Here is a 17,005-nt window from a genome sequence, read left to right as displayed (position 1 = left end):
CCGACCAGCCTACGCCTTCTGCAGAGCCTTGAACCCTCACACACCGCAATGCCCGACCACAGCTCTGAAGCGCCTGCTGCACCAGGACCCCGCGCAGACACCCTTAACAACTTTCACCCCCACTCCAGTATCCAACTCAAATTTCAGGCACAAAAAAGGGCGACCTAAGTCGCCCTTTTTAATGGTCAGTCAGAACTTAGTTCTGCTTTTCCATTTGTGCACGCAGCAGGTCGCCCAGAGTGGTCGGACCAGCAGCAATGTCAGAGGTAGCTGGCTTGTCGCGCAGGCTCTGAATTGCTTCTTTCTCTTCAGCATCATCTTTCGACTTGATGGAGAGTTGGATTACGCGGCTCTTGCGATCAACGCTGATGATCTTGGCTTCTACTTCTTCGCCTTCTTTCAGAACGTTGCGCGCGTCTTCAACGCGGTCACGGCTGATTTCGGAGGCTTTCAGAGTCGCTTCGATATCGTTGGCCAGAGTGATGATGGCGCCTTTAGCGTCAACTTCTTTCACGATGCCCTTAACGATTGCGCCTTTGTCGTTCTCTTGTACGTACTCGGAGAACGGATCGCTTTCCAGCTGCTTGATACCCAGGGAGATGCGCTCGCGCTCTGGATCAACAGACAGGATAACGGTGTCAAGCTCGTCGCCCTTCTTGAAACGACGTACGGCTTCTTCGCCCACTTCGTTCCAGGAGATGTCGGACAGGTGAACCAGGCCGTCGATGCCGCCGTCCAGACCAATGAAGATACCGAAATCGGTGATCGACTTGATGGTGCCGGAGATTTTATCGCCCTTGTTGAACTGGCCAGAGAAATCTTCCCATGGGTTAGATTTGCACTGCTTGATGCCCAGGGAGATACGACGACGCTCTTCGTCGATGTCCAGAACCATAACTTCCACTTCGTCGCCGACTTGTACGACTTTCGAAGGGTGGATGTTTTTGTTGGTCCAGTCCATTTCAGAAACGTGTACCAGACCTTCAACGCCTTCTTCCAGCTCAGCGAAGCAGCCGTAGTCGGTCAGGTTGGTTACACGCGCGGTAACGCGAGTGCTTTCTGGGTAACGGGCTTTGATAGCAACCCATGGATCTTCGCCCAGCTGCTTCAGGCCCAGGGAAACACGATTGCGTTCGCGATCGTACTTCAGAACCTTGACATCGATCTCATCGCCAACGTTGACGATTTCGGAAGGATGCTTGATACGCTTCCAAGCCATGTCGGTAATGTGCAGCAGGCCATCGACGCCACCCAGATCGACGAATGCGCCGTAATCGGTGAGGTTTTTGACGATACCTTTGACTTGCTGGCCTTCTTGCAGGGATTCCAGCAGAGCTTCACGCTCAGCGGAGTTCTCTGCTTCAAGAACGCTACGACGCGAAACAACAACGTTGTTGCGCTTCTGGTCAAGCTTGATGACCTTGAATTCCAGCTCTTTGCCTTCCAGGTGCGTAGTATCGCGCACTGGACGAACGTCAACCAGAGAACCTGGCAGGAACGCACGGATGCCGTTAACGTCGACAGTGAAGCCGCCTTTAACCTTACCGTTGATAACGCCCTTGACCACTTCTTCTGCTGCGAAGGCTGCTTCCAGAACGATCCAGCATTCAGCGCGCTTGGCTTTTTCACGGGACAGCTTGGTTTCGCCAAAGCCGTCTTCGACCGCGTCCAGCGCAACGTGAACTTCATCACCGATGTTGATGTTCAGTTCGCCAGCGTCGTTGTGGAACTGCTCCAGCGGGATGAGGCCTTCAGACTTCAAACCAGCGTGAACGGTTACCCAACCAGCTTGGTAATCGATATCAACGATGATAGCGGTGATGATCGAGCCAGCCTGAAGATTCAGGGTTTTTAGGCTTTCTTCAAAGAGTTCTGCAAAGCTTTCGCTCATTTTAATTCCTGTTGTTCAAGGGCGAAGGAATACGCCCATCAGCCACATTCCAGACAATGTGGGTTACGTTCATATAAAAGAAGGCATGCAGGACTATTTCTGGTCTCCTGCACGCTTTCTTGGTCATCCAGTGATATCGCGAAGTGCGATTTCACTCATGATGCGTTCAAGCACCTGCTCGATGGATAACTCCGTAGAGTCCAGCTGTATCGCATCAGCCGCCGGTTTGAGCGGGGCTATTGCTCGCTGCGTGTCACGCTCATCGCGGGCACGAATCTCATCTAGCAGACCAGAGAGACTAACATCATCGCCCTTGGCCTTCAACTGCAAGTAACGGCGACGCGCCCGTTCCTCGGCGCTAGCGGTCAAAAACACCTTTAGCGGCGCATCAGGAAACACCACGGTACCCATGTCGCGACCATCGGCGACAAGACCCGGCGCCTCCTGAAAAGCACGCTGGCGCAACAGCAAGGCCTCGCGCACAGCAGGCAGGGCCGCGACTTTCGAGGCACCGGCGGCAACAGTCTCACTGCGGATGGCGTGGGTTACATCGTCGCCTTCGAGAATAATGCGCGCAGATGTACCTTCCGTCGCTCCGACGAACTGCACATCAAGATGTGCAGCCAGCTTCTCCAGCAAGGCTTCATTATCCAGGGCAACGCCATGGTTACCCGCCGCGAATGCCAGCAAACGGTACAGGGCACCGGAATCCAGCAGATTCCACCCCAAACGCTTGGCCAGGATCCCGGCCACAGTGCCTTTGCCCGAACCGCTTGGGCCATCAATAGTAATTACAGGAGCCAGAGCCATCACGAGTTCGCCTCTTGCGCAACGCGCATGCCCACTTGCTTGCAGAGTGCAAGGAAGTTCGGAAATGAAGTGGCTACGTTGGCACAATCGTGGATACGGATCGGAGCGGTTGCCCGCAATGCCGCCACGCTGAACGCCATCGCAATACGATGATCACCATGACCATGAACTTCACCACCACCGATCGGACCGCCGTCGATAATGATGCCGTCCGGCGTAGGCTCGCATTTGACACCCAGCGTCAGCAGACCGTCAGCCATGACCTGGATCCGGTCTGACTCCTTGACACGCAACTCCTCTGCCCCGCGCAGAATCGTACGCCCCTCGGCAACAGCAGCTGCAACAAACAATACCGGGAACTCATCGATTGCCAGGGGCACAAGCTCCTCAGGAATTTCGATGCCTTTGAGGCGGGCCGATCGCACACGCAAATCAGCAACCGGCTCACCGCCCACTTCGCGCTGGTTTTGAAGGGTGATATCCGCCCCCATCAAACGCAATATGTCGATAACCCCGGTACGTGTCGGGTTGATGCCTACGTGCTCAAGCAACAGGTCAGAGCCTTCAGCGATCGAAGCCGCCACCAGGAAGAAGGCCGAGGACGAGATGTCACCCGGCACTTCAATGTGGGTCGCCGTGAGCTTGTGTCCCGACTCAACGGAAGCGGTAGCACCCTCGACACTGACCGGATAACCGAAACCGCGCAGCATGCGCTCGGTATGATCACGCGTCGGCGCCGGTTCCGTCACCGAGGTTTTGCCCTCTGCGTACAAACCGGCCAGCAGCAGGCAAGATTTCACCTGGGCACTGGCCATCGGCAGGGTGTAGTCCATGCCTTTAAGCGCGTGACCGCCACGAATGGTCATTGGCGGACGACCTTCGGCAGCGGTATCAATGACCGCGCCCATTTCACGCAGCGGATTAGCCACGCGATTCATCGGACGCTTGGTCAGCGAGGCATCGCCCGTCAGGGTGGTATCAAAGCTCTGCGCGGCCAAAAGGCCGGACAGCAGGCGCATTGAAGTCCCCGAGTTACCCAGATAGATGGGCCCTGGCGGCGCTTTCAAGCCATGCAGGCCAACACCGTGAATAGTCACGCGACCATGGTGAGGGCCTTCAATCACCACACCCATGTCACGAAACGCCTGCAGTGTTGCCAGGGCATCTTCGCCCTCAAGGAAACCTTCTACTTCGGTAGTGCCTTCAGCCAGCGAGCCGAGCATGATCGAACGGTGCGAAATGGACTTGTCGCCCGGCACACGGATCTGCCCGGTTACATTGCCACCAGGTTCAGCCAGGAAAATCAGATCTTTTGAATTCATAGGGTCCACATAAGCCCGGCGGGCCAGGATTTTACTGAAATGTTCGCGAGCAACCCGGGCGCGGGTAAAAACGCCCAGCAATTGATGCCCGTCCCCAGCATCGACCGCGTCGCGCAAGGCGTCGAGATCGCTGCGAAACGTATCTAATGTGCGTAACACTGCTTCGCGATTGGCGAGAAAAATGTCATGCCACATTACCGGGTCGCTTCCGGCGATTCTTGTAAAATCGCGAAAACCACCCGCCGCATAACGAAAGATATCCAGATTTTCATTACGCTTGGCCAGAGAGTCCACCAGCCCGAAAGCCAACAAATGAGGCAAATGGCTGGTTGCAGCCAACACCTCATCGTGACGCTCGACCTGCATGTGCTCGACGTCCGCCCCCAGCGCTCGCCACATCATATCGACCAGCGCCAGCGCCTGCGCGTCAGTTTCAGCCACAGGCGTCAAAATTACCTTGTGCCGCTGGAACAGGCTGGCATTGGAAGCCTCGACGCCGCTTTGCTCGGAACCGGCAATCGGATGCCCGGGAACAAAGCGTGCGGGCATCGCACCGAATGCCTGCGCCGCAGCCCGCACGACATTGCCTTTGGCACTGCCCACATCGGTCAACACGGCCTTGCCAAGATCAATGCCCGCCAGCAACCCGAGCATTTTTTCCATGGCCAGGATCGGCACGGCCAGCTGAATGACATCTGCACCACGGCACGCTGTTGCCAAATCCGCCTCACAGCGATCGACAACACCCAGTTCCACGGCAAGCGCACGGGACTCCGGGTCAAGATCGACCCCCACCACCTCCGTGCACAAACCGCTTTCGCGCATGCCTTTAGCGAAGGATCCACCAATCAGGCCCAACCCGACAACGACCAGCCGACCTACGACAGGCTTTACCGACATGACATCAACCACGGGCAAGAACCCTGCCTAACGCTTCCAGCACACGCGTGTTTTCTGCCGGCAGGCCAATGGTGATACGCAAGTGGTTCGGCATGCCGTAGTTGGCCACCGGACGCACGATCACGCCTTCGCGCAGCAAGCCTTGATAAACCGGCATTGCTTCTCGCCCAAGGTCCACCGCAATGAAATTGCCCCGCGAAGGAATCCAGCCCAGGCCCAGCTCACGAAAGCCGTCCTGCAACTGCAGCATGCCCGCTTCATTAAGACGGCGACTTTCAGCAAGGTAGTCAACATCCTGCAGCGCGGCACAGGCCGCAGCCAGCGCCAGGCTGTTGACATTGAATGGCTGACGAACCCGGTTCAGTACATCGGCAACCACCGCCGTTGACAGGCTGTAGCCCACTCGCAGGGCGGCCAGACCATAAGCCTTGGAGAATGTACGCGACACCAGCAGGTTTGGATAAGCCGAAAGGAATTCCAGGCCATCCGGCAGATCACCACCTTCTGCATACTCGATGTAAGCCTCATCCAGCACGACCAGAACGCGCTCGGGCACATCCTGCAAAAACTCGTTCAACGCATCTGCACCAAACCAGGTACCGGTGGGGTTGTTCGGGTTCGCCAGGAAGACCACGCGGGTATTGCTGTCGATGGCCTCAAGCATGGCTGGCAGGTCATGCCCCCAGTCCTTGGCCGGCACGACACGCGCCTGCGCGCCCACCGCCTGAGTGACGATCGGATACACGGCAAACGCGTGCTCACTGAACACTGCATTCAGACCCGGCGCCAGATAAGCCCTTGCGACCAGCTCCAGAATATCGTTGGAGCCGTTGCCCAGCGTCACCTGATCGAGCTGCACACCGCAACGCCCAGCCAACAGCTGCTTGAGCGCGAAACCATTGCCGTCCGGATAACGCGTCAGCTCGGCCAGCGCCTCACCAATGGCCGCCAGCACGCGAGGGCTTGCACCCAACGGGTTTTCATTGCTCGCCAGCTTGACGATGGTGGCCGGATCGATATCCAGCTCACGCGCCAGTTCATCCACGGGCTTGCCCGGGACGTAAGGCGAAAGTTGTTGCACGCCCGGCTGTGCCAGGGCGAGAAAATCACCACTCATGTATGACCGCCTCAGAGAACCGCTTTAGGGTAAGAACCCAGCACTTTAAGTGCGACCGCTTCTTGACTGATTTGCTCCAGCACACTCTTGACCAATGGGTCGCGGTGGTGGCCAGCAAAATCGATGAAGAATACATAGGTCCATTTACCGCTACGCGAAGGACGTGTCTCGATGCGCGTCAGGTCGATACCGTTCTCATGGAACGGCACCAATAGCTCATGCAGCGCACCTGGACGGTTGCTCATCGACACGATGATCGACGTCTTGTCGTCACCGGTCGGCGGCACTTCCTGATTACCAATCATCAGGAACCGCGTGGAGTTGTCCGGACGGTCCTCGATCTTTTCAGCCAAACGGGTCAGCCCATACAAGCCTGCGGCCATATCACCTGCAATGGCCGCCGAGTTCCACTCGCCCTTGACCCGCTTGGCTGCCTCGGCATTGCTCGACACAGCAACGCGCTCGACATTCGGGTAATGCGCGTCCAGCCATTTGCGGCATTGAGCCAGCGACTGCGCATGGGAGTAGATGCGACTGATGCTGTCGGTCTTGGTGTTCTCGCCAACCAGCAGATGGTGGTGAATGCGCAGCTCAACTTCGCCGCAAATCACCATGTCGTGCTCAAGGAAGCTGTCCAGCGTATGGTTCACAGCCCCTTCAGTGGAGTTTTCCACCGGCACCACACCGAAATTGACAGCACCCGCGGCCACTTCACGGAAAACCTCATCGATTGCAGCCATTGGCTTGCTGATGACGGCATGCCCGAAGTGCTTCATCGCTGCCGCCTGGGTGAAGGTACCTTCTGGCCCCAGGTACGCGACTTTCAGCGGCTGCTCCAGCGCCAGGCAGGAAGACATGATTTCGCGGAACAGACGCGCCATCTCTTCATTGCCCAACGGCCCCTTGTTGCGCTCCATGACGCGCTTGAGCACCTGCGCCTCACGTTCAGGCCGATAAAATACCGGCACTTCACCCTCAGCCAGCGAAGCCATTTTGACCCGCGCAACTTCTTGAGCGCAGCGGGCGCGCTCGCTGATCAGCTCCAGAACCTTTTCGTCCAGGCTGTCGATGCGTACGCGCAGCGCCTTGAGTTCTTGCTCAGACATTAGCCGTGTTCCTTTTCGAACTCTGCCATGTACGCCACCAACGCATTAACGGCGGTGATGTCTACAGCGTTATAGATCGATGCACGCATGCCGCCTACCGAACGATGCCCCTTGAGGTTCAGCAGGCCGCGCGCTTCGGCACCCGCAAGGAATGGCTTGTCGAGACGGTCATCCGCCAGACGGAACGGCACGTTCATCCAGGACCGGTCAGACTTGTTGATCGGGTTGCTGTACAGGCCGCTGGCATCGATAAAGTCATACAGAGTGCGCTTCTTGACTTCGTTGAGCTTGCCGACCGCCTCAACCCCGCCTTGCTCTTTGAGCCACTCGAACACCAGGCCAGACAAATACCAGGCCAGTGTCGGCGGCGTGTTGTACATCGAACCGTTATCCGCTGCGACCTTGTAGTCAAGCATCGTCGGACAGATTGAGCGCGCACGCCCCAGCAGGTCTTCGCGAATGATGTTGACCACAATCCCGCTTGGACCGATGTTTTTCTGGGCACCGGCGTAAATCATGCCAAAGCGCGATACATCTACCGGACGCGACAAAATGTCGGAGGACATGTCAGCGACCAACGGTACATCACCGGTTTGCGGGATCCAGTCGAACTCCAGGCCGCCAATGGTTTCATTCGGCGCGTAATGAACGTAAGCCGCATCACTCGACAGCTTCCACTCGTTCTGGCCTGGAATGGCGAAGTAATCGTAAGGCTTGGCCGTTGCTGCCACGTTCACGTGACCAAAGCGCGAAGCCTCTTCAATCGCCTTTTGCGACCAGATGCCGGTGTCGATGTAATCTGCCTTGCCATTCTCGGGCAGCAGATTCAACGGAATTTGAGCAAATTGCTGGCTGGCGCCACCCTGCAGAAACAGGACCTTATAGTTCGAGGGAATAGACAGCAGGTCACGCAGATCCTGCTCGGCCTTGGTCGCAATGGATACAAACTCATCACTGCGGTGGCTCATCTCCATGACGGAGAGGCCCTTGCCGTGCCAGTCGAGCAACTCGGACTGGGCACGCAACAGGACGGCTTCAGGGAGCGCAGCAGGACCTGCGCAGAAGTTATAGGCTCGTTTGCTCACATCCACTCTCACTCTGATTTGGTGGGTCACGCGATAAATCATGATATCAGTCGACACTGACCTGATGCGGGAGCGAACTGCGGCCCGAATGGCAAACCGCGTTGCTGCTATCGCGAGCAAACTCGCCCCTGCAGGTGGTCGATACTTTCATACGGGACATACAACAAGGGGGCGAATCTTCATCCGCCCCCCTGTGTGTCCGCTTACACCTGCGGTGCTTCTTCGTCAGCGCCAGCGTCTAGTGGCTGCTCGCCTTCAAGCTCGACACCCTCTTCGCCTTCACCTTCGAGTTCTTCACCCTCGACTTCCGACGGCTCCTGAACCCGCTCCAGCCCGACCAGCGTTTCATCACTGGCCAGCTTGATCAGGGTGACGCCCTGAGTGTTACGTCCCAGGCTCGACACTTCGTCGACACGCGTACGCACCAGAGTGCCCTGGTCGGAAATCAGCATGATTTCTTCCCCGTCCTGAACCTGAACCGCACCGACCAGACGGCCATTACGATCGTTGCTGACCATGGCAATAACACCCTGACCGCCACGCTTGTATTCAGGGAACTCGCTGATGGCCGTGCGCTTGCCGTAACCACGCGCCGAAGCGGTGAGGATCTGGCTGCCTTCTTCAGGGATCAGCATCGAAATCAGCTTTTGCCCTTCCGGAAGACGCATGCCGCGTACACCGCGAGCCGTACGGCCCATGGCACGCACGTCGGATTCCTTGAAGCGTGTCACCTTGCCACCGTCGGAGAACAGCATGACTTCGCGCTCGCCATCGGTGATGGCAGCACTGATCAGCACGTCGCCTTCGTCCAGCTCCAGCGCGATCAGACCGACGCTGCGTTGACGGCTGAAGGATTCCAGCGGGGTCTTCTTCACGGTGCCGTTAGCGGTGGCCATGAAGATGAAGTGACCTTCGGTGTATTCCTCGACCGGCAGCATGGTGGTGATGTATTCACCCTCGCCCAGCGGCAGCAGGTTGACCAGCGGACGGCCCCGCGCAGCACGGGAAGCTTCCGGTATTTCATAGGTTTTGAGCCAGTACACCTTGCCTTTGCTGGAGAACAGCAACAGCGTGGTGTGGCTGTTGGCAACCAGCAGGTGAGCGATGTAGTCCTCATCCTTGACGCCAGTTGCCGACTTGCCTTTACCGCCACGACGCTGGGCCTGGTACGCAGCCAATGGCTGGGTCTTGGCATAACCACCGTGGGAGATGGTCACAACGCGCTCTTCTTCCGGGATCATGTCACCCAGGGTCAGGTCGAGACGGGCATCGAGAATCTCGGTGCGACGCACATCGCCATATTCGGCACGGATCAGTTCCAGCTCTTCACGGATCACTTCCATCAAGCGCGTGGAGCTATTGAGGATACGGATCAGTTCGCCGATCTGGTTGAGGATCTCTTGATACTCGGCCAGCAGCTTTTCGTGCTCCAGACCGGTCAGGCGATGCAGACGCAATTCCAGAATGGCCTGAGCCTGCTCCGGCGACAGGAAGTACTTGCCTTCACGCAGACCGTATTGCGGGTCAAGGTTGTCCGGACGGCACGAATCGGCACCGGCACGTTCGACCATGGCAACCACTGCACTCGACTCCCAAGGCGTGCTGACCAGCGCTTCCTTGGCTTCCGATGGCGTTGGCGAGGCCTTGATCAGCGCGATGACCGGATCGATGTTGGACAAGGCTACAGCCTGACCTTCAAGGATATGGCCACGTTCACGGGCCTTGCGCAGCTCGAATACGGTACGGCGGGTAACCACTTCGCGACGGTGACGAACGAAGGCTTCCAGCAGATCCTTGAGGTTCAGGATGCGCGGCCGGCCATCGATCAGCGCGACGATGTTGATACCGAACACCGCTTGCAGCTGGGTCTGGGCGTAGAGGTTGTTGAGGATCACCTCAGGCACTTCACCGCGACGCAGTTCGATCACGACACGCATGCCGTCCTTGTCGGACTCGTCACGCAGCTCGGTGATGCCTTCAAGCTTCTTCTCTTTAACCAGCTCGGCGATCTTCTCGATCAATCGCGCCTTGTTCAACTGGTAAGGGAGTTCGGTAATGACGATCTGCTGACGGCCACCGACCTTGTCGATATCTTCGATGATCGAGCGGGCGCGCATGTAAATACGGCCACGACCGGTGCGGTAGGCTTCGATGATACCGGCACGACCGTTGATGATCGCAGCGGTCGGGAAGTCCGGCCCGGGGATGTACTGCATCAGCTCATCGATGCTCAACTCAGGGTTGTCGATGAGTGCCAGGCAACCATCGATGACTTCACCAAGGTTGTGCGGCGGGATGTTGGTGGCCATGCCCACGGCGATGCCGCTGGAACCGTTGACCAGCAAGTTGGGAATTCGCGTCGGCATGACCGCCGGGATCATTTCCGTGCCGTCGTAGTTCGGCACCCAGTCCACGGTCTCTTTGTGCAAGTCGGCCAGCAACTCGTGGGCCAACTTGGTCATGCGCACTTCGGTGTATCGCATGGCCGCAGCGTTGTCGCCGTCGACCGAACCGAAGTTGCCCTGACCGTCTACCAGCAGGTAGCGCAGGGAGAATGGCTGAGCCATTCGAACGATAGTGTCGTAAACCGCGGTATCACCATGCGGGTGATACTTACCGATTACGTCACCGACCACACGGGCAGATTTCTTGTACGGCTTGTTCCAGTCGTTATTCAGTTCGCTCATCGCAAACAGCACGCGCCGGTGCACGGGCTTCAAGCCATCGCGTGCATCAGGAAGCGCCCGCCCGACAATTACGCTCATCGCGTAGTCGAGGTAGGACTGTTTCAGCTCGTCTTCGATATTGACCGGGAGGATTTCTTTGGCCAGTTCGCCCATGAGAAGCCTGATTCCTTTTTCGGGTGAAACTTCGCCACATCCATTCGGGACGAACGAAGCTCGCCGCTGCTGACCACGTGCCATGCAACGACTTACGACAAATCAACGAGTTATGCTACGGATTTGCGCAGTAAGGGCAACCATTACGGGCCACCCTGGAAACCGCCGAATGTTATCACAAACGCCGCCACGCACCTATCCCTCAGATGCGCATGGATCACAGTAAGCGAGCCGGTTATCGGCCTGAGCGCGCTCAGAGGGGCCGAGAGCGGCAAATGACCCGTACCGCCAGGTTCATGATTGACGGCTTCATGCGGCCGCGATGCACCTCAATGCAAACGCTTGCGACACATCAGCTGCGCCATTTTTGCCGCATCCGGACGTTCGACAATGCCCTTCTCGGTCACGATGACGTCAATCAGATCGGCCGGCGTCACATCAAACACCGGGTTGAACCCCCGGACATTGGCGCCTACCCGCACGCCACCGACATCCAGCAGCTCACTGCCGTCTCGCTCCTCAAGGACAATGTCATCACCGCTGGCCAGCGTCATGTCGATCGTGGCGCTGGGGGCAACCACCATGAAGCGCACACCGTGGTGCATGGCATTAACCGCCAATTGGTACGTGCCGATCCGGTTCGCCACATCACCGTTGGCGGTAATGAGGTCCGCCCCCACAATCACCCAGGTCACACCCTTGGTTTTCATGATATGCCCCGCCGCCGAGTCGACATTGAGCACCACCGGGATACCTTCGCTCTCAAGCTCCCACGCGGTCAGGCGGGATCCTTGCAACCAGGGCCGGGTTTCACCTGCGTACACCTGCTCGATCATGCCGTCCAGCCAGGCCGCCCGAATCACTCCCAGTGCCGTCCCGAAACCACCGGTTGCCAACGCACCGGTGTTGCAGTGGGTCAGCACGGCCTGCGCATTCCCCTGGTGCCGACGAATCAGCTCGACACCCAGTTGCGCCATCGTCAGATTGGCCTCACGGTCACTCTCATGGATCGAGACAGCCTCAGCTTCAAGCACCTGCAGCGCATCAGCACTGGCCTGGGTTCGCCGCAACCGGTCACGCATCCGGCTCAAGGCCCAGGTCAGGTTCGCTGCCGTCGGGCTAGAGTCGGCCAGCAACGTGAAGTCGTCTTCCAGTGCAGCCACCCAGTCACCCCCGGCAGCCTTTCGCTCACGCGCCGCCAGCACCACACCATAGGCCGCGGCTATGCCAATCGCGGGCGCACCGCGCACCACTGCGTCGCGAATCGCCTCGGCGACACCTTGTGCCCCCGTGCATGCCAGCCAGTTTTCCTCAAAGGGCAGACTGCGCTGATCCAGCAGGTAAAGGGCTTCACCCCGCCAATCGATGGCCTTAACCTTTTCCGCCGCCAACAGTCGATCGCGCATGCCTTCCCCCAAACCCAGAAACAAAGCCGCCGATTATAGCGAGCCCTCCTGTAAGGCGCTCGGGTATACTTCGACTCCTTTTAGAAAGCACTGGAAGCCGTTTTTGATGCCGACACCGACCGCGCCCCTCGACTTACTACTCTTGCCAACCTGGCTCGTGCCGGTCGAACCTGCCGGCGTTGTCCTCAAGGATCACGGGGTTGGCATCCGGGACGGACGGATCGTGTTCATCGGTCCGCGCCACGAAGCCTTGCAGTACACCACCCTCGAAACCCGCGAGCTGCCCGACACGCTGCTCGGCCCGGGCCTGATCAACGCCCACGGCCATGCTGCGATGACGCTGTTCCGCGGCATGGCCGACGACCTGCCATTGATGACCTGGCTGGAGCAGCATATCTGGCCGGCCGAGGCCAAATGGGTCGATGAAAGCTTCGTGCGCGATGGCACCGACCTGGCCATTGCCGAGCAACTGAAGGGGGGAATCACGTGTTTCAGCGACATGTATTTTTACCCCGGGATCGCGACCGAACGCGTGCACAACAGCGGCATCCGCGCACAAATTGCGATTCCGATCCTCGACTTTCCGATCCCCGGAGCAAGCTCGGCCGATGAGGCCCTGCGCCAGGCCATCGAACTGTTCGGCGACCTGAAACACCATTCGCGGATAAAAATCGCTTTCGGACCTCATGCGCCCTACACCGTCAGCGACGAAAATCTCGAAAAAGTCCGGCTCATCGCCGACGAGCTTGATGCAGCTATTCAGATGCATGTGCATGAAACCGCTTTCGAAGTGCAACAGGCTGTCGAACTCAATGGCGAGCGCCCCTTGGCCCGTCTTGCACGACTGGGCATGCTGGGCCCCCGCTTCCAGGCCGTGCATATGACCCAGATCAGCGATGACGACCTGGCCATGCTGGTTGAAAGCAACGCTTGCGTGATTCATTGCCCCGAGTCCAACCTCAAGCTGGCCAGTGGTTTCTGCCCTGTAGAACGCCTGTGGCAAGCCGGAGTCAATGTCGCGGTCGGCACCGACGGTGCGGCCAGCAACAATGACCTCGACCTGCTTGGCGAAACCCGCACTGCCGCCCTGCTGGCCAAAGCCGTCGCAGGTTCGGCCACCGCACTGGATGCGCACCGCGCCCTGCGCATGGCAACCCTGAACGGCGCCCGCGCCCTGGGCCTTGAAAATGATATCGGCTCGATCGAGAAGGGCAAGGCGGCCGACCTGGTTGCGTTCGACCTCTCCGGGCTGGCTCAGCAACCCGTCTACGACCCTGTTTCACAATTGATCTATGCCTGCGGCCGCGATTGCGTGAAACACGTCTGGGTTGCCGGCAAACAATTGCTGGACGATGGCCGCCTGACCCGCATGGACGAGCAACAGCTCTGCGCAACAGCCAAAGCCTGGGGCGAACGCATCCGCAGCCATACTCACTGATTCAGACGCTTGGGGCCTGCGCCCGAAGCATTACCAGGATTTTTCAGCTTTAGAGGAATGACCCATGAGCAACGTCGACCACGCCGAGATCGCTAAATTCGAAGCCCTTGCCCATCGCTGGTGGGATCGCGAAAGCGAGTTCAAGCCACTGCACGACATCAACCCGCTACGCGTCAACTGGATTGACGAGCGCGTGCAACTGGCAGGCAAAAAAGTATTGGACGTCGGTTGCGGCGGCGGCATTCTCAGCGAATCCATGGCTCAACGCGGTGCGACCGTAATGGGCATCGATATGGGCGAAGCCCCGCTGGCCGTGGCGCAACTGCATCAGCTCGAGTCCGGAGTGAGTGTTGAATACCGGCAGATCACCGCCGAGGAGCTGGCCGTCGAAATGCCCGAGCAATTCGATGTCGTCACCTGCCTTGAAATGCTGGAACACGTTCCGGATCCTGCTTCAGTGATTCAAGCGTGCTATCGCATGGTGAAGCCCGGTGGCCAGGTCTTCTTCTCGACCATCAACCGCAACCCGAAATCCTACCTGTTCGCGATCATTGGCGCGGAATACATCATGAAGCTGATCCCCCGCGGGACACACGACTTCAAAAAATTCATCCGCCCATCCGAACTGGGTGCCTGGAGCCGTCAGGCCGGCCTGAGCGTCAAAGACATCATAGGCCTGACCTACAACCCGCTGACCAAGCACTACAAGCTGGCCGACGATGTTGACGTCAACTACATGATCCAGACCCTTCGCGAGGAGTAATACATGCGTTTAAGAGCAGTTCTTTTTGACATGGACGGCACCCTGCTCGACACCGCGCCGGATTTCATCGCCATCTGCCAGGCCATGCGTGCCGAGCGCGACCTGCCGCCTATTGCAGACAAACTGATCCGCGATGAAATCTCCGGTGGCGCCCGCGCCATGGTTGCCGTTACCTTCAACATGGACCCGCAAGCCCCGGGGTTCGAGGCGCTGCGCCTGGAGTTCCTTGAGCGCTACCAGCGCGATTGCGCGGTGCACACCCGGCTGTTTGACGGCATGGCCCAATTGCTGAGCGATATCGAAAAAGCGCATCTGGTCTGGGGCGTTGTCACCAACAAACCGGTGCGCTTTGCTCAACCCATCATGGAGCGACTGGGCCTGGCCGAGCGCTCGGCGGTGCTGATCTGCCCGGATCACGTGACACGCAGCAAGCCCGATCCCGAGCCAATGATACTGGCCTGCAAGCTGCTCGACCTTGATCCGGCCAGCGTGCTGTTCGTGGGCGATGACCTGCGCGATATCGAATCCGGACGCGATGCCGGGACCAAGACGGCCGCCGTACGCTTTGGCTATATCCACCCGAACGACAACCCCGATCACTGGGGGGCCGACATCGTGGTCGATCACCCGAGCGAATTGCGCAAAGTCCTTGATAACGCGATGTGCAGCTGCTGACATGCACGTCGGGCTATCGATGAATACTGCTGAGGTTTTTTATGTTTGATTACTCTGCCCGACCCGACCTGCTCCAGGGCCGGGTGATTCTGGTCACCGGTGCGGGTCGCGGCATTGGCGCTGCGGCTGCCAAAATCTATGCCAGCCACGGTGCGACCGTGCTGCTGCTGGGTAAAACCGAGGCCAACCTGAGCCAGGTCTACGACGAAATCGAAGCCGCCGGGCATCCACAGCCGGCGGTCATCCCGTTCAATCTCGAAACGGCCCAGCCCCATCAATACGATGAGCTGGCCGCGATGATAGAAAATGAATTCGGCCACCTGGACGGGCTGCTGCACAACGCCTCGATCATTGGCCCGCGCACGCCCCTGGAGCAGCTGTCAGGCGAAAACTTCATGCGGGTCATGCAGGTGAACGTCAACGCCATGTTCATGCTCACCAGCACGCTGCTGCCTCTGCTCAAGCTGTCGCAAGACGCCTCGGTGATATTCACCTCCAGCAGCGTCGGCCGCAAAGGTCGCGCTTACTGGGGGGCATATGGCGTGTCAAAGTTTGCCACCGAAGGTCTGATGCAAACCCTGGCAGACGAAGTCGACGGCGTGGCTGCCGTGCGTTCCAACAGCATCAACCCGGGTGCGACTCGCACCAGCATGCGTGCGCTGGCGTACCCGGGCGAAAACCCTGAGAACAACCCGCAACCGGAAGAGATCATGCCGGTTTACCTGTACCTGATGGGCCCTGACAGCACAGGAATCAACGGCCAGGCATTCGACGCGCAATAATATGACCACATAAAAAACCGCAGGTTGCGACAAACGCAACCTGCGGTTTTTTTATGCCGGATCCGGCCCCAGTCAACTTTCAGCCAGTTCCCGTCGCTCACGCACCATCAGGTTCTTTTCGAACTGCAGGCAGCTTTGTAAAAACAGGTGCATGTAGTCATAACTCTTGCAAATAGCCTTACGAAGCTCCGTCTGCAGCGCCCGACTCGGGTTCATGCCTGCCAACGTACAAATGATGTCCAGCGCCTCCCACGGATGCTCATCATCATACTGAGCGTGCATTTTCAGCCACTTCATTGCGCGCTTGCGCTCCTCGGGGGGGAATGACTCCTCATAGACAGCGCTGGAACACACCATCGCGGACCACTCGCCCACCGCCCCTTCAATGGCATAGTTGGTTGCGGCCATGGCCACCGCCAGAGAATCGCTCACGCAGGTGTGCCAGCACCAATCATTGAGCGCCTGAAACTCAACCGGAATATCCTGCGCGCTCATGTCTTCAAGGGCTATACCGTGTGCCCCGGCCCAGTTCACCCAGTAATCGGCATGGTTGAGCTCAACCCGTATATTACGAATCAGCCAGCGACGCGCCTTGTCTTCGCCGGGATGACGCCCATAACGGGTTTTGCCCAGATTACGCCCCATGTACAACGAAAACTGCTCAACCACAGGCCAGCCGCCAATCAGATACAAGCGCAGGGTTTTGGGGCTCAGCGTGTTATCGCGCATGCGTCTATAAAAATCATGCTCGACAACTCGACGCTTGCTCTCACTGCAGTCCCTGATCAACTGCTGAGCCCAGTCCGGATAACTGGCTGCCTCCATGAGCGGCCCAGTGCGGTTGAATGCATCAATCACTATCGAATTCCT

13 protein-coding genes are annotated in these 17,005 nt (G+C 58.3%); 4 read left to right on the top strand and 9 right to left on the bottom strand.

Annotated elements, in window-relative coordinates:
- Positions 1-196: 196 nt before the first annotated feature.
- The 8 genes from rpsA to mtnA form a co-directional block, all read right to left on the bottom strand.
- Complete coding sequence (gene rpsA / locus AWM69_RS06705; protein ID WP_016780248.1) at positions 197-1,891, bottom strand: 30S ribosomal protein S1; 1,695 nt, start codon at positions 1,889-1,891, stop codon at positions 197-199.
- A gap of 123 nt (positions 1,892-2,014) precedes the next feature.
- A complete protein-coding gene (cmk, locus tag AWM69_RS06700; protein WP_048382533.1) occupies positions 2,015-2,701 on the bottom strand; it encodes a (d)CMP kinase in 687 nt (228 codons plus the stop codon).
- Positions 2,701-4,923: a bifunctional prephenate dehydrogenase/3-phosphoshikimate 1-carboxyvinyltransferase gene (locus AWM69_RS06695; RefSeq protein ID WP_218726051.1), complete on the bottom strand. Its 2,223-nt coding sequence runs from the start codon at positions 4,921-4,923 to the stop codon at positions 2,701-2,703. The genes cmk and AWM69_RS06695 overlap by 1 nt, the downstream gene beginning before the upstream one ends.
- A gap of 4 nt (positions 4,924-4,927) precedes the next feature.
- Positions 4,928-6,040 carry a histidinol-phosphate transaminase gene (gene hisC / locus AWM69_RS06690; protein ID WP_218726050.1) on the bottom strand — a complete coding sequence of 371 codons (1,113 nt, stop codon included), beginning with the start codon at positions 6,038-6,040 and terminating at the stop codon, positions 4,928-4,930.
- An 11-nt stretch (positions 6,041-6,051) separates the two neighbouring features.
- A complete protein-coding gene (gene pheA, locus AWM69_RS06685; protein ID WP_048382531.1) occupies positions 6,052-7,146 on the bottom strand; it encodes a prephenate dehydratase in 1,095 nt (364 codons plus the stop codon).
- Entirely contained in the window at positions 7,146-8,231 is a 1,086-nt protein-coding gene (serC, locus tag AWM69_RS06680) for a 3-phosphoserine/phosphohydroxythreonine transaminase (protein WP_218726049.1), read from the bottom strand. Before serC ends, pheA begins: the two co-directional genes overlap by 1 nt.
- 203 nt (positions 8,232-8,434) lie before the next feature.
- Positions 8,435-11,071 (bottom strand): DNA gyrase subunit A, encoded by a 2,637-nt coding sequence (gene gyrA, locus AWM69_RS06675; RefSeq protein ID WP_131653118.1) that lies wholly within the window; start codon positions 11,069-11,071, stop codon positions 8,435-8,437.
- 329 nt (positions 11,072-11,400) lie between these two features.
- On the bottom strand, positions 11,401-12,477 hold the full coding sequence (gene mtnA, locus AWM69_RS06670) for an S-methyl-5-thioribose-1-phosphate isomerase (RefSeq protein WP_131653119.1): 1,077 nt from the start codon (positions 12,475-12,477) through the stop codon (positions 11,401-11,403).
- A gap of 106 nt (positions 12,478-12,583) precedes the next feature.
- Here mtnA and AWM69_RS06665 point away from each other — a divergent pair, with 106 nt between their 5' ends.
- From AWM69_RS06665 to AWM69_RS06650, 4 genes are all read left to right on the top strand, one after another.
- Positions 12,584-13,915, top strand: coding sequence for a TRZ/ATZ family hydrolase (locus AWM69_RS06665; RefSeq protein WP_218726048.1), 1,332 nt, complete (start codon positions 12,584-12,586; stop codon positions 13,913-13,915).
- A gap of 64 nt (positions 13,916-13,979) precedes the next feature.
- On the top strand, positions 13,980-14,678 hold the full coding sequence (ubiG, locus tag AWM69_RS06660) for a bifunctional 2-polyprenyl-6-hydroxyphenol methylase/3-demethylubiquinol 3-O-methyltransferase UbiG (RefSeq protein ID WP_048382527.1): 699 nt from the start codon (positions 13,980-13,982) through the stop codon (positions 14,676-14,678).
- Positions 14,679-14,681: 3 nt separating this feature from the next.
- Complete coding sequence (mupP, locus tag AWM69_RS06655) at positions 14,682-15,353, top strand: N-acetylmuramic acid 6-phosphate phosphatase MupP (protein ID WP_131653120.1); 672 nt, start codon at positions 14,682-14,684, stop codon at positions 15,351-15,353.
- A gap of 41 nt (positions 15,354-15,394) precedes the next feature.
- Positions 15,395-16,135: a YciK family oxidoreductase gene (locus tag AWM69_RS06650; protein ID WP_218726047.1), complete on the top strand. Its 741-nt coding sequence runs from the start codon at positions 15,395-15,397 to the stop codon at positions 16,133-16,135.
- A gap of 72 nt (positions 16,136-16,207) precedes the next feature.
- Here AWM69_RS06650 and AWM69_RS06645 read toward each other — a convergent pair whose 3' ends face one another.
- Positions 16,208-16,993 (bottom strand): iron-containing redox enzyme family protein, encoded by a 786-nt coding sequence (locus AWM69_RS06645; RefSeq protein ID WP_131653122.1) that lies wholly within the window; start codon positions 16,991-16,993, stop codon positions 16,208-16,210.
- Positions 16,994-17,005: the final 12 nt, after the last annotated feature.

The sequence above is a fragment of the Pseudomonas sp. D1HM genome, assembly GCF_019266105.1.
GTDB classification, from domain to species: domain Bacteria; phylum Pseudomonadota; class Gammaproteobacteria; order Pseudomonadales; family Pseudomonadaceae; genus Aquipseudomonas; species Aquipseudomonas taetrolens.
Note: the sequence above shows the minus strand (reverse complement) of the source record. Positions and strands in the feature narration are given on the sequence as shown.